Annotated in this window: 10 protein-coding genes and 1 pseudogene; 6 read left to right on the forward strand and 5 right to left on the reverse strand. The window is 35.3% G+C overall.

Annotated elements, in window-relative coordinates:
• Positions 1-51: 51 nt before the first annotated feature.
• Both CEV08_RS08135 and CEV08_RS08145 read right to left on the reverse strand, forming a co-directional pair.
• Positions 52-468 (reverse strand): annotated as a pseudogene (locus tag CEV08_RS08135) (helix-turn-helix domain-containing protein); the annotation flags it as partial.
• Positions 469-1,063: 595 nt separating this feature from the next.
• Positions 1,064-1,744: an HAD family hydrolase gene (locus CEV08_RS08145; RefSeq protein ID WP_245407075.1), complete on the reverse strand. Its 681-nt coding sequence runs from the start codon at positions 1,742-1,744 to the stop codon at positions 1,064-1,066.
• 361 nt (positions 1,745-2,105) lie between these two features.
• Between CEV08_RS08145 and CEV08_RS08150 the strand changes: the two genes are divergently transcribed.
• Positions 2,106-3,194 (forward strand): site-specific DNA-methyltransferase, encoded by a 1,089-nt coding sequence (locus tag CEV08_RS08150; RefSeq protein ID WP_432417142.1) that lies wholly within the window; start codon positions 2,106-2,108, stop codon positions 3,192-3,194.
• Positions 3,195-4,044: 850 nt separating this feature from the next.
• Here CEV08_RS08150 and mutY read toward each other — a convergent pair.
• Positions 4,045-5,148, reverse strand: a complete 1,104-nt coding sequence (gene mutY, locus CEV08_RS08155; protein ID WP_100131143.1) for an A/G-specific adenine glycosylase — start codon at positions 5,146-5,148, stop codon at positions 4,045-4,047.
• Positions 5,149-5,301: 153 nt separating this feature from the next.
• Between mutY and CEV08_RS08160 the strand changes: the two genes are divergently transcribed.
• The 3 genes from CEV08_RS08160 to ppdK all read left to right on the forward strand — a co-directional run bounded on the left by CEV08_RS08160 (position 5,302) and on the right by ppdK (position 9,415).
• Positions 5,302-5,802 (forward strand): DUF721 domain-containing protein, encoded by a 501-nt coding sequence (locus tag CEV08_RS08160; RefSeq protein WP_100131144.1) that lies wholly within the window; start codon positions 5,302-5,304, stop codon positions 5,800-5,802.
• Positions 5,803-5,902: 100 nt separating this feature from the next.
• The gene (locus CEV08_RS08165; RefSeq protein ID WP_100131145.1) at positions 5,903-6,559 is read left to right on the forward strand and encodes a DsbA family protein; all 657 of its coding nucleotides are present in this window, start codon (positions 5,903-5,905) and stop codon (positions 6,557-6,559) included.
• Between the two features lie 189 nt (positions 6,560-6,748).
• A complete protein-coding gene (gene ppdK / locus CEV08_RS08170; protein ID WP_100131146.1) occupies positions 6,749-9,415 on the forward strand; it encodes a pyruvate, phosphate dikinase in 2,667 nt (888 codons plus the stop codon).
• Positions 9,416-11,157: 1,742 nt separating this feature from the next.
• Here the strand turns inward: ppdK and CEV08_RS08175 are convergent.
• A complete protein-coding gene (locus tag CEV08_RS08175; RefSeq protein ID WP_100131147.1) occupies positions 11,158-12,000 on the reverse strand; it encodes a peptidoglycan-binding domain-containing protein in 843 nt (280 codons plus the stop codon).
• Positions 12,001-13,138: 1,138 nt separating this feature from the next.
• Between CEV08_RS08175 and CEV08_RS08180 the strand changes: the two genes are divergently transcribed.
• Together CEV08_RS08180 and CEV08_RS08185 are read left to right on the forward strand one after the other, a co-directional pair.
• Positions 13,139-13,456, forward strand: a complete 318-nt coding sequence (locus tag CEV08_RS08180; protein WP_100131148.1) for a DUF5330 domain-containing protein — start codon at positions 13,139-13,141, stop codon at positions 13,454-13,456.
• A gap of 147 nt (positions 13,457-13,603) precedes the next feature.
• Entirely contained in the window at positions 13,604-14,014 is a 411-nt protein-coding gene (locus tag CEV08_RS08185) for a SufE family protein (protein ID WP_100131149.1), read from the forward strand.
• Positions 14,015-14,123: 109 nt separating this feature from the next.
• Here the strand turns inward: CEV08_RS08185 and CEV08_RS08190 are convergent, their stop codons facing one another.
• The gene (locus tag CEV08_RS08190) at positions 14,124-14,561 is read right to left on the reverse strand and encodes a MucR family transcriptional regulator (protein ID WP_100131150.1); all 438 of its coding nucleotides are present in this window, start codon (positions 14,559-14,561) and stop codon (positions 14,124-14,126) included.
• Between the last annotated feature and the right edge of the window lie 409 nt (positions 14,562-14,970).

Below are 14,970 nucleotides of genomic sequence, written 5' to 3' on the forward strand. Positions count from 1 at the left end.
AAAAAGATTTTCATATCGACTTTTGATTTTAGAGGGATATTCAGCCGAATTTTATGTATTTTGGGAGTGTTCTTTTTCAGCCTCTATTTGATGCTTTAAATGCAATGTTAGAAGAGGAAAAGTACGTTCTCCTTCTTCTGTGTTGGTGATACTTTAAACAAACTCTTGTAACTTTTTATAAAACTCTGCCATAAGGTGCGCTGTATCTTCAGGGGAGAGAGAGAGTTTTATATTTACATCGCGATAGGTTGTATAAGCTATACGACAGAATTTTTTCATTAATCCAGTAGGAATGCTAGGCGCTTTAAAACCAGTTGTTTTCGCTTTTGCCATATCACGAAACATTTCACCTTCACCCGTAACGAGCCAATCTAAGGATATTCCACAATGATCTTTATATATTCGCAGTCATAGGTGCAGGGGCTCTCGTAAGCCCGTTTCATAATTATGCATAGTCGTTTCGTGAATATCAAAATCAAGATCCTTGAGGGATGCTCTGAAATCATGAGCGCTCAACCTCTGCTATTGGCAAGGGTTGCGCACGGAGAAATCCATGGACCATGGAAAACCGTAAGGGGGTTCCCCACTACTGTGAAAACAAAGGGGATAGACAACAAAAATCACCCTTGAAGCGCCAGATAAGAGAAAGAAAACAGGAAAAAATGAAATTTGATGAGAACAGAAAATCAAAGGGGAAACTTCCCCCTTTTATCGGTGATAATCGATATTTAGCGAAATTGGTGCACGGTGATCTCATTGCATGAGTACAGCAATAAGGTAATGTTTACCCCATACCTCAAAGAAGCAATGGTGCAAACATTATACCATTGTAGACTGAAGAGCATTTTGGTCAAGTTGGCCGAAGTGCTTACATGCTTTTCCCTTTATAAGATACTTGAATAAAGTATTTGGGATGCGGAAAATGATCAGTCAATTTGTGCTAAAAGGATTAGACATCTTATGTATGCTGATGATTAAATAATCCGACTCCGGCTCAAGAATGAATCATCTCAAATGGCGATTTTGAGCAGAAAAGAAAAGGATTCATGAAAGGGACTATGATCTATGAAGGGTCTTTGAAGAGCTTTTGAGAATCTCTTAAAAACTTTTGAAAAAATAACTTGATGCAAAATCTGTTGTCAAAATATACATGGCCAAGATAGCTATGTGATCCTCCCGTAAAGCCAATGACACGCATGCCCGCTGCTATGGCAGCATGGACACCATGAAGTGAATCTTCTATAACAATAGTGTTTTGAGGCTCTACCTGTAATTGTTTTGCGGCAAAAAGAAAAACATCAGGGGCAGGTTTCGTTTTTTTTGTTCCAACTTCAGGTGCTGAAAATATTTTACCTTCAAAAAGGTCATAGAGATCAACAGTGGTGAGCATCTCTTTGATATCTATGCTCTTTGCATTAGAGCAGATACAGTAGGGATAGCGTGTTTGAATAATTTCTACGGCTTCTCTTACATCATCAATAGCCCGTAGTTCAGTTTTTATTTGTGTCCGGAAAATACTGGTCATCTGATCTATGAGATGAGCAGAAATTGGTTTTTCTGTTTCCTGTTCAACGTGTTTAAGAATATCGCGAAAAATAAGCCCTGCAAAACGTTCACTCAATTCTTCGGGTGAGATTTCATATCCTGTTTGTTTGAGCAATTGAGATCCAATTTTTGCTGCAAGATATTCAGAGTCGACGAGAACTCCGTCACAATCAAAAATAATAAGATCTATCTGAGGCATAAGATATTCCTTTACATGTTACGATATGGACAACTTTTATGAAAATAATATTAAAAGGATCTTATTTCATAAAAATACGCTTTGAAAATGATTCTTAATTCTTTTACCAAATAAAAGATATGAAAACGGTACATAAGAATAAGGATTCATTCATACGAAAGTTTTTTTACTAAAAAAAACAAAAACGAATATCAATTTTGCAAAACTTTAACGATACATTTACTCTATTTTGTAAATATGGATTGGTAATGCGGGTCTATAATCTATTTTGATTGATTATAGGGCAAATTCAGTTCATTTTGTTGGGTTTTTCATGACAGTTATTCAGCTTCAAAAAGATTTCATTCGTACTCCCTCACAGATGCCATGGCGCAATAAAATTTTTAAAGGAGATTGTGTTGCCGTTTTAGAAAAACTGCCCAAATATTCCGTTGATATGATTTTTGCGGATCCTCCCTATAATTTGCAATTGGATGGCGCGCTATACCGCCCTGATCATTCGCTTGTTGATGCGGTTGATGATGCATGGGACCAGTTTGAGAGTTTTGCTGCTTATGATGCTTTTACCCGTGCATGGTTGCTGGCATGCCGTCGTGTGTTAAAACCCAATGGAACGCTTTGGGTTATTGGCTCTTACCATAATATTTTTCGAGTTGGGACAGCCTTACAAGATTTAGGTTTTTGGATGCTTAATGATATTATTTGGCGCAAAAATAATCCGATGCCTAATTTCCGAGGGCGCCGCTTTCAAAATGCCCATGAGACGCTGATTTGGGCTGTAAGAGATCAAAAAGATAAAAAGTACACATTTAATTATGATGCTTTGAAAGCAGCAAACGAAGATTTACAAATGCGTTCAGATTGGCTTTTTCCTCTCTGTACTGGAGCTGAACGTTTAAAGGATGATTCGGGGCGTAAATTACATCCAACACAAAAACCACAAGCGTTATTAGCGCGTATTATTATGGCTTCTAGTAAACCTGGTGATGTTATTCTTGATCCATTTTTTGGTTCGGGAACAACAGGGGCTGTTGCCAAGCTTTTAGGGCGTGATTTTGTTGGGATTGAACGCGAACAAGATTACATTGATGCAGCATGTGAGAGAATTGCGGCGGTTAAACCTTTAGCACAACCAGAACTGGCGATTTTGGATAGAAAAAAAGCAGAACCACGTGTAGCTTTCAATAGTTTAATTGAAGCAGGTTTACTCTATCCTGGAGAAGTTCTTTATGATCGCAAGAAGCAGGTATCTGCTATTGTAAGAGCTGATGGTACGATTATGCATGGTGGTGAGGCAGGTTCAATTCATGCAATGGGAAGAAAGGCTCAAGATTCGCAGAGTTGTAACGGTTGGACCTTTTGGTATTATGAGGAAAATGGACGCTTGAAGTCCATAGATCATTTAAGAATGATCATACGTTCGCAAATGTTAAAAACGGGTGTTTTATGAACTAAGATGATCGCTTCATTCTATTGATGACTAATGTATTGCTGTCCTTATGTGTAGCAGACCTTCATTGAGAGAGATTGGCGGGAAATGTATGCCTTTTAAGCGTTGTTTATATGCGCCTTTCGTTTGCAAGAAGCGGCAAGCGCGTGTTTCTGATATTTTTTGTAAAAGAAATTAAAATGAAAAAGCTTCAATTTATGCTATCATTTAACTGCCAAAATAATTAAACTATCAATCGATATGCTTTTATACAAATGAAATAAGAAATTCATTCAGAAGTTCAAAATAAAGAGTTTTTTCAAGGAAGTGCTTAACCAGCAATTTCACCCACAGACTCGAGAGCGAGTGTATTGAAGTTGGCCATCATCTATGGATGTGCGTGCAATATTGCAATATCGTGCAATATATTGGCTTATAAAGATAATTTGGACTTGTTTCACTTGAATGAGTCCGCCTGGATATCGTCAGACTTTTTCATTTCAAATCTGTTTTATATTGAATCAATCAAAATCACTTGCTTGCATGACATAAGCGGGGTTAGCTGTGTGAGTAAAAATTATTCAAGAAAGAATTAGAAGTACCTCTTATGAACTGTTTCAAATGCCAAGAATTGTAGACAACATTGGAGATTGGTAAAGTCTGTGATGGTGCCAGCTTTCCCATTCATAAGCGAAAAAAGGATAAATCCTGAAATTTAAATCCAAGATTTCTAAACTTTTCTATCTCTTCTTAATTCTTATCTGTAGCAAAATTGACCATTCACATCCTTCAATTTTTCTTTTACAGAGGAAGAAATGGTCGCTAGAGATAGCATAAGTTTCTGTGAGAAAAAATTTTATAGGAAAGATTATTAAAATCTGAAAGAATTGGGAAGAGCTATGGCGATGGCTTTTTTCATAACTGTAGGGAGTGCTTCTTCGGCAAGATGTTGAATGTTGCACCACCAACCATTTTCACAATTCATTTCATGAATATCGTCAGTGTAGTAAACATCGAGTTTTAGAGAAAAGTGCGTAAAAACATGGGTAATTTGCCCTTTGAATTGCCAATTGGCAGTAAAGGGTGCGTTTTGGAGCCCATTTTCATTGTTTATGCCAATATTATTAGGAATTTGGGTCATTCCGCCAAGAAGTTTTTGCGTTTGTCGTTTTTCCAAATAAATTTGTCTTTTTTTATTAAGGACTACAAAAGCAATACCTGTTTTCGAAGGGCGTTCTTTTTTAGGAGCTTTAACTGGGAAGGATTCTGCTTGTTGCATCTTTGCCGCTTTACATAAATATTGAAGAGGGCAGATATAACAAGATGGTTTGCGTGGAGTACAAATGGTTGCTCCCAAATCCATCATTGCTTGAGCAAAGTCGCCAGGACGATTTAAAGCAGTAATTTTTTGTGTTTGTTCTTTAATTTCAGCTTTTGCTTTTGGTAATATTGAAGTGATAGCAAAAAGGCGGGCTACCACACGCTCGACATTACCATCAACCACTGCTACAGGATGATTAAAAGCAATTGCGGCAATGGCTGCGGCCGTATAATCTCCAATACCAGCGAGAGTTCGCAATGCTTTTAAAGATTGTGGAAATTGTCCTGCGTAGTTTTCAACAAGCTGTTTTGCACATTTTTTAAGATTACGTGCGCGTGAATAATAACCAAGTCCAGCCCATGCTTTCATGATGTCATCTTGTGAGGCTTTTGCTAAAGAAGAAAGATCAGGCCAAAGTTTTAAAAATTTTTTAAAATAGGGCTTAACCGTTTCAACGGTTGTTTGTTGAAGCATGATTTCAGAAAGCCAAACATGATAAGGATCAGGACGGATACCTTGTTTTTGCTCTTTTGGGGTAATTCGCCAAGGGAGATGTCGGTGATTTTGATCGTACCAAGAAAGGAGGTGCGAAGAAATTTCATACATGATTGTTTTCAAGCATAGAGAGATGTAAAATGCAAAAGAAAAAAGCATTTATTTTGGTAATCCATGTTTTTTCTCTTTTATTTTTTATTGTTGAGATTCTAATAAGGAGAGAACTTCTATTTTGTTGATATTTTATAAATTGGGAAGGCAATAATTTTAAAATAATTGTAATTGAATAAACGGTTGAGCAATGATCTAAAAATGAGAAAAAAACTAAAAAAACATGCTTTTTATTCTCTTTCTGAAACGGTACTGAAAATACTTGATCCAGTTTTACGTAAACGAACAGGGCTTAATGTCGCGCTTATAGAGCATTGGCCACAAATTGCGGGCTATGATATCAGTGAGCATACAATGCCCCTTAAAATTATTTGGAAGCGTCGCGCGGATCAAGATGAAGTTTTCAAGCCAGCAACGCTTGTTGTTGCATGTGAAGGGTTTTCTGCGTTAAAACTGATGCATGAAACGGAGGAATTGCTTCATAGAATTAATGGATTTTTTGGCTATATTGCTATTGATCGCATCAAAATTGAGCAAAAGAATATGTCGGTTTTTATGAAGCAGGTGCCTCTAAAGCCGGCTTTAAGTGAAAAAGACAAAAAATGCGTGGAAAAAATGCTCGAAGGAATTGAAGATAAAAGCTTACGCCAATCACTTTATAAACTTGGCTGTTGCATTTTCGCGGAAAAAAATAATAAATAGCAAGATATTTTATATATTTTCCTTTAATATATGAGAAGCATTAATATATGAAAAAGCATTGGACTCCTATTCGTTTAATAACAACAGAAAAGTATTATTTATGGTAAAATGTCGTTCTTTTTTATCCTTCGGGATATTTTTTTTCTTCATAACGATTGTACAACACAGTTTAACGGTTGCTTTAGCTCTTGGCGTAAAACCAGTTGCAACGGTGGATATGGCTGAGCTTCTTCAACCGGGTAAAGTAAAGGATCACTTTGAGGGAGAGGCGGATGCACCAGTCATCATTGTTGAATATGCTTCGTTGACATGTACGCATTGTGCGCATTTTTATAATGATATCCTTCCTCAAATTCGTAAAAAATATATCAAGACAGGAAAAGTGAAAATGATTTTCCGCGATTATGCTTTTGATCCTCGGGCAACGGCAGGTTTTATGTTAGCGCGATGTGCACCAGAAGATCGCTATTTTCCTTTGATAGAAGTTTTATTTCAAAAACAAAATGAGTGGGTTTGGGGAAAAGATGCTCTAACACCGTTGAAAAAAATTAGCTTAATGGCGGGTTTTACAGATGAAAGTTTTACGGCTTGTTTGAAAAATCAGATCATTTTAGATGAAGTGAATGCATCTTTCGAACGTGGTAAAGAACTTGGAGTCACCGCAACGCCTACTTTCTTTATCAATGGTGATAAATATGAAGGCGCTATGAAAGTAGAAGACTTTTTTTCTGTGATTGATCGTTATCTTAAAGACTAAATCTTAATCTTACAAAAGCTGGATAAGTGATACTTGTGGTCATTTTTCTTTTGGAAGAATTGTTATTATGTATTTATGAAGCAATTATGGAGCGATATTTTTTGTTTTGCTTATTTTGAATCAAATTATTGCTTTTAAATGAGCCTAGGTTGAATAGTGTTTTGATGCTGATATGGGAGGATTTGTACAATGAAAAAATGGGTTTATAGTTTTGGAGATGGCAGCGCAGAAGGAAGTGCAAGCGAGCGTAATCTTCTCGGAGGTAAAGGCGCTAATTTGGCAGAAATGAGTAATCTTGGTTTGCCTGTACCACCCGGCTTTACTCTGACAACAGAAGTTTGTAATTTTTATTATGCCCATGACAAATCATATCCAGAAGAGCTACGGGAATCTGTTGAGAAAGCACTAAAACGCGTTGCTGAACAAACAGGGCGTGAATTTGGAAATGAACAAAGACCACTTTTGCTTTCTGTTCGTTCAGGGGCACGGGCTTCTATGCCAGGGATGATGGATACAGTGCTGAACCTTGGCATGAATGATGAAACTGTAAAAGCAATTGCTTTACAAGCCAATAATGAACGTTTTGCTTATGATAGTTATCGGCGTTTTATCCAAATGTATTCCAACGTTGTTTTGGGGCTAGACCATTCGTATTTTGAAGAGATTCTTGATGAAGCAAAAGCACGCAGTGGTTATACTATTGATACAGAAATGACAGCAGATGATTGGAAGAATGTTATTATTTCTTATAAATTCTATGTTGAAGAAAAATTAGGCACCCCTTTTCCACAAGATCCTAAACAACAGTTATGGGGGGCGATAGGAGCCGTTTTTTCAAGTTGGATGACAGCACGCGCAGTTACTTATCGCCGTTTACATAGCATTCCTGAAAGTTGGGGAACGGCAGTTAATGTGCAAGCTATGGTTTTTGGTAACATGGGAGAAGATTCGGCAACAGGTGTTGCTTTTACACGCAATCCGTCGACAGGGACAAAAGAACTTTACGGTGAGTTTTTAGTTAATGCGCAAGGGGAAGATGTTGTGGCGGGTATTCGAACGCCTCAAAATATTACAGAAAATGCGCGTATTGTCGCTGGTTCCAATAAGCCGTCTTTAGAAAAAATCATGCCTGCAGCTTTTTTGAAGTTATGTCAGATCGCGCAGAAACTTGAGCAGCATTATCGAGATATGCAAGATCTCGAATTTACCATTGAAAAAGGCAAATTATGGATGCTGCAGACTCGTTCAGGAAAACGCACGGCGCGTGCGGCTCTCAAAATGGCCATTGAAATGGTTGAGGAGGGGTTAATAAGTCGTGAAGAGGCTGTAATGCGTATTGATGCAAAGTCACTTGATCAACTTTTACACCCAACACTTGATCCCAAAGCAGAGCGTTTTGTTATAGGACGTGGTTTACCAGCTTCTCCTGGAGCCGCAACGGGTGAAATTGTTTTTACTTCAGAAGAGGCAGAAACGGCGTTGGCAGAAGGGCGTAAAGTTATTTTGGTCCGTGTAGAAACAAGCCCAGAAGATATTCATGGGATGCATGCTTCTGAAGGAATTTTAACAACGCGTGGTGGTATGACAAGCCATGCTGCTGTTGTAGCGCGGGGGATGGGAAAGCCATGTATTTCTGGTGCTGGCAGTGTGCGAATTGATTATAATACAAATACGCTGCTTGCTTCAGGAGAAAGTTTTCAAAAGGGTGATATTATCACGATTGATGGTGGAAGTGGAGAAATTTTCAAAGGAAAGGTTGCGATGTTGCAGCCTGAGCTGTGCGGAGACTTTGCAAAGTTAATGGAATGGGCTGATGGGATGCGACGTATAAGAGTTCGCGCCAATGCTGAGACACCATCTGATGCTCGTATGGGCCGTTCTTTTGGGGCTGAAGGTATTGGGCTTTGCCGTACAGAACATATGTTTTTTTCTGGTGAACGCATTGTTGCCATGCGTGAAATGATTTTAAGTCATGATGAAAGTGGACGTCGCAAAGCGTTAGAAAAGCTTTTGCCAATGCAGCGTTCAGATTTTAGCGAATTATTTGAAATTATGTGTGGTTTGCCTGTGACCATTCGCTTGCTCGATCCGCCATTGCATGAATTTTTACCAAAAACCGATGCAGAAATTCTTCACGTTGCAAAAGCTATGGGAGTTTCTACCGAAGTGCTTTCTGAACGTGCTCAGCAGTTGCATGAATTTAACCCTATGCTTGGATTGCGAGGATGCCGTTTAGCCATTACTTATCCTGAAATTGCCGAAATGCAAGCGCGGGCGATTTTTGAAGCAGCAGCAGAAGCTGCCCAAAAATCTGGATCTCCTGTTATGCTTGAAATTATGGTGCCACTTATTGCCCTCAAATCTGAACTCGATTTTGTAAAAGCGCGTATTGATCAAGTCGCTGAGGAAGTGATGAAAGAAAAGGGAAGCACTATTCAATATATGGTTGGAACGATGATTGAGCTTCCAAGGGCAGCGCTTCGAGCCGATGAAATTGCTGAAACAGCGGAATTTTTTTCGTTTGGAACAAACGATTTAACGCAAACTACTTTTGGAATTTCTCGTGATGATGCAGCTCCTTTTTTGGCGACCTATTTCCAAAAAGGTCTTTTAGAGCTCGATCCTTTCGTATCTATTGATCGTGATGGTGTTGGAGAACTGATTGCCATTGCTGCACAGCGTGGACGCTCAAAGCGTGCTAAAATAAAATTGGGAATTTGTGGTGAACATGGGGGTGATCCTGCTTCTATTGATTTATGTGAAGAAAATAACCTAGATTATGTTTCATGCTCTCCTTTTCGAGTTCCAATTGCTCGTTTAGCAGCAGCACAGGCCGCAATAGCCAAAAGGATATAATAGGTTAATATTTTTTTATTGTATCGTTACCATTGAAATAAATTTTCATATACACTCTTTTATTTCCTTCCTTAAAGAAAATAAAAGCATTTCTAGAATGCACTATAATTTATCTCACGTAAGAGGTTTATGAGAGAAAATATAAAGAAAGATAAAACAAAGCTGTATTATTAATATACTTTTTTCAGTATTGATAGGACTCTTGAGAGAGTGTGACGTGCTATTGTGTAGTTAATTCACACGTTCGTTTTTAATAGGGGAAATGCTTCACGCAGAACAGAATGCTTTAAATAAATGCATTTATTTTGCACATTTATGAGCTTTCTTGAAGAAAAGTCTCTTACTGGATAACCCATTTTACGTCGATATTTGTGGAGTGGGATTATTTGGAACTCCCTATAAGTTTATAAAATCTCCCTCCCAGAGTTTAAAAATCCACTGTACGTTATCGTCTTTACGCTTGTGAAGGAACATCAAAGTTATATAAGGTATTGATTATAATTATTTTATTTCTCACATTGAATAAAGACCTCGAATATCATAAGATTTTCTCATTTCAATTTCTTTTATAATGAATCAATCCAAGCCATATTTTTTGTTCTTTACAGGCCGAGAGAACCACGTAAAAAATTAAAGCTGGATATGCCTCTTATGAATCGTTTTAAGTCCCAAGAGCTTTCACAATATTGAAGATAGTACAGAGAGAGCCATCTTGTGATGGTGCCTGCCCCTTCACAAGCATAAGGATGATAGCGCACAGTGGGGTTTCTATGATATTATTTACGAGCATTGTTGCGAAATGGGTCTTGAGTACTTTAGAGAGATGTTTCTCTAAAAAAAGCCCCGTGAATGGTAAAGTATATTCCGTTTGGGATTTTTTTGTTTTACGTGGAGGGGAGGGGGGTGAACTCAAAAAGATACCTGATAAATAAAAGCGTGAGGCAAGAGCTAATCTCTATTATTTATAAAAGAAGGCACTTCTTTCGATATYTTTGAAAATCATAAAGCTGAATGAAAAGAATATAAGAAGTGATGATTTCTACACTTAAAATTCTATATTCTGCCCAAATTAAGCTTCCACTCTGTTTTAAGAGATTACACAAACAGAGATAGATAATACACTTGCACCCATTTTCTATACAAAAGCTAAAACAACAGAGAAAGCATATCTTTATCTCAAATATGCGGTTGAATGAGGATTTATAAGCAACAACAAAAGCACGGGCTTTTTTTATAAAACAACGCCATAAAATACAAAACTTTTCAGTAATGAATTAGAGAAATGTGCCGGCTTTTTATGAAACACTTTGAGAAACAAAAAACATAACACAATTGGTTTTACGTCTACTTATTCTTAAAAATACTCGTATTATTATTTGCATCATATTTACAAAATCAAATTGACAGTAATATAAGGATAATTTCTAGTTAGAGAATATGAAAAGAAGATGTGACGCGACAACAGAATTTCGTATTCTTTTATCATCAGAAGCAATAAAAATTTTAAAACAAGTGCGTTGGCTCTCTTACAATGATTTCTTTTTTCTGTAACTGGTCGTGATCTCCTTGCTAGCAAATTGTAGGGCTCAATACGTAATGTGTAAGAAAATCATTCTGCTTGATTCAATATAAGAAGATTTCAGATGAAGGAATATTGTTATACTTGGGTAGGCTTTAAACAAGAAAATGATAAATAATCATCATAAATCAAGAGATTATTTTTATAATATAGATGATTAGCTTTAATTTAATAAACCAATTTCACGCATTTTCATTAAAAGTGTGTGGTTAATTTTTCCCGTGATAGGAAGATCAAACATTTTTTGAAACTGTTTTAAGGCTTCTATCGTCTTTAGATCTTCTATTCCTGTGATAGGAACTTCCTCATGACCAAAATTACGTAAAGCTTTTTGCATTTGTAAAATATCTTCAACAGAAGGATCTAAAACAGCTTCTTTTGAATTTGTTATATTTTTTGTTGTTGTATTCTTTGCCATTTCTATTTCGCTCTGTTGAATTAATATCGCAATTTCATCTGTTGTGGGATTGGGTAAAACATTGTTTTGCTTTTTTTGAGGAGTTTGTTGTTTCCATAAAGCAATAGCACGACGCGTTTTAGGTCCATCCAGTCCATCTAAAGGTCCATCATAAAGTCCTAATTCCGCTAGTTCTTTTTGCTTTTCCAGCATGCTTACTGATTGAGAAAGGAAAGATGAATTTGTGGGGTGATGACTTGGAGAATGAAGTGAAGTTACACGAGGGAGTTTTTGTGATTTTTCCTCTTTTTCAGATAAATTAGAGCTTTTTCCTATACTTTGAGCAAAAGAAAACTTCATTTGAGTTAAAATATTTTGATGTGTTGTCATTTGCAAAAATAAAGCGTTAAATGAAACAAATAAAAAACTAATGATAAAAAGAAGAGAACCAACAAAAAATAAAGCATTTTTTCGTGTATAGAAATAAAAAGTTTTTGCACTCCAAAAAATAAAATAAAAAATTATCAGCAGAAGAGTGATAACAATACTATTATGGTATTTACGCTGTTTTACAGTTTTTTTTCGGGACGTCTTTCGCTTTGTTGCCATTATTTTTAATTTTCAGTTGCGTTTATTTTTCAAAAAGAACGAATGTAAATTATTTCTTATTTCAAGCTAGAAAGAAGTGCATTTATATTTGCTTTTTCCTTTTAAGTTCCTAAAATGAGCGGCTTCATTATATCCATTTATTAAGTTGATACACCAACAAGAGCTCTTATCAGCTTCTGCTTAATTTCATAGTTTACAAATCTTTAATATATCATCAAAGAGAGCATCAAATGATTAACACTCAAGACTATGTGGTATTTGCAAACAAGCATTATCACATCTAATCATCTAAACAATAATGCTACGTTATTCTCCATTTTTGGCGTATACGTTTGCCTATTATTTAAAATCAAGTTGAGGATATTTTCCTACTAACGCTAGAATGATGATAGCCATCATTATTCTTTATAATTTACATAGAGAGGGTTACTTATCCGTAAACGATTATCTTTTAAGGATATTATATTTTGGCATAAATTCATGTTATTCATATTTAATGATTTTCATAAGTATCAATTAAATTGATGTTTACAATGCTATAGAAAAAATCTTGCCTTGAGCTGAAATCATAAGAAGTACATTTTTTTTAATATTCTTATCGACATGTTGATCATTTCCATGACGTGTTAGTAGAAATTTTATCGACAAAATAAAATATTATAATCGATACAAGAGTCAGCATAACAGAGTTTGATCTTCTTTAACCATTTAAACTAAACTTAAAATGGTGAATTTATTTAAAATAAGTAGTACACAATAGGCAAAAGAAATTGGGTTATAATCCTTATCTTATTGCTACACTTTCTTGTGTAATAAAAGGCTCCAAATGTGGAGCGTATACTTTTACCCCTTATAAATGATTATATCTCCTATTTTTTATCATAGTTCATTATATATAATAATCCTGTAACTGTATGATATTTTTGTATAATTTTGGCATTAATTTTTTACCGAATAGACAATGTATCCCATTTTTATACAGTGGCATTATATCATATTTATAAAAAAGTCAATGACATAGGTCCAATAAATGAATACTCAATTTTATAAAAAACTCATTTTATAAATTTTTTATAAAGAAGCGGTGTGTAAAATACTCCTTTTATTGCATTTACCACTTCGGTACATTGATTACCCCATGATACGTTTTTTAATCAAATTATCATTTTTTTTATTTTTTATTTTTGTCATTATTTCATTTTTTGTAGCAAATCCAAGCAATAATCACTCTTCTAATCCAAAAAATAATGAGACAACAACGAGCGATGTGATTATTGCGTTTAAGGAAGCTTTAAATGATTTAGGAAAATTTTGTGACCGTAATAAAGAAACCTGCAAAGTAGGAAAGTCCTTTTTAAGTTTACTTGGCGAACGTGCATATTACGGTGCAAGAGCTGCTTATGAATATTTAGGGCACATATTAGGGAACAAAAATAATATTAAAGATTTTCCCTAATGCTTCTCGCAAAATGGAAATACACGAATCCTTACAAAGTCATACAATGTTATCTTGAAATAAGATTTTTTAACGTTCTTCATATTTATTATGTTAGGAAAATAAATATATTCAACATGATTATTAAAAGGAAACAGGACTAAGATAATGGCGGAAACAATCGATAATATTATAGAAAACTTTTCGCTTTTGGATAATTGGGAAGATCGTTATCGTTATGTTATCGAGCTTGGCCATGAATTACCTCCTTTTCCGGAAAGTGCTCGAAACGATGCCCACAAAGTTCCTGGTTGTGTCAGCCAAGTGTGGCTTTTATCGTCACGTAATAATTCAGAAGATCCAATATTAACGTTTCAAGGTGATTCCGATGCCCACATTGTGCGTGGACTCATTTATATTCTTATTACTTTTTATTCAGGCAAAAAAGCTTCTGAAATTCGCAACTCTGATGCTCAAGGTCTCTTTGAAAAACTTGGTTTAAATGAAAATCTTACACCACAACGATCAAATGGTCTAAAATCAATGATCAAACGCATTCGTAACGAAAGCTATATATAATTCCTTTTCTAAAAATTAAGACACACAAAAAAACTTCACAGAAAATGCGCGTGTTAAAAAGCAGCTTTATATATAAACTTATACAGGACAATTTTGTCACAAAATACGATTATTTAGCTTTTTTCCGTTTGCTTTTGCGTCCAAGACCCATTTCTTTGGCTAAAGCCGATCGTGTTTTTGCATAATTAGGCGCCACCATAGGATAAGAACTGTCTAACTGCCATTTTTCACGATATTCTTCTGGCAACATTCCGTAATGTGTCATGAGATGACGCTTGAGAGATTTAAATTTTTTTCCATCTTCAAGACAAATGAGGTAATCAGGGAACACTGAACGTTTTGGATTAACGGCGGGTTTTTGTTTTTCAATTTCGATGACTGCTAACTCTAGATTCCCTGCTTTACGAAAAGCAGCATGGACATCAGCAATTAAACTTGGCACTTCAGTCGGTCGAATAGAATTATTACTCACGTAGGCAGCAACAATATCAGCAACCAATGTAATAACTAAATTGCTTTCAGTCTCTAAGACTGCACGATGTTCCATTCTTGTTTCCTTTAATTTAAAATCGAGTAATTCAAAATCGAGATATAGTGCATATACTCACAATATAAAGATCTCATGCACATGAGCTTCATATTGTACAAAAATATTTTTTGTCAATTCAATTATTTTATAAAATTGCCAAAACATAAAAAAATCAAACAAATACCTCTTTTTTGCCATAATATACGATAAGAAAAACAAAATTCTTATATGTTTAAATATAGTTTAATGCTATACCATATTATATATAACACATAATATATAAAAAATATAAGATAAAATTTAATTATTTTTTCGATAATATAAAAATAAAATTACGCATTATAAAAATACAAGATATGAAATAGCTTTTTATTTAAAATAATTATAATTTATTCAGTATGATTTTTATAAACTTTTAAATTTATTT

This window comes from Bartonella tribocorum (assembly GCF_002778015.1).
Taxonomy (GTDB): Bacteria; Pseudomonadota; Alphaproteobacteria; order Rhizobiales; family Rhizobiaceae; genus Bartonella; species Bartonella tribocorum_B.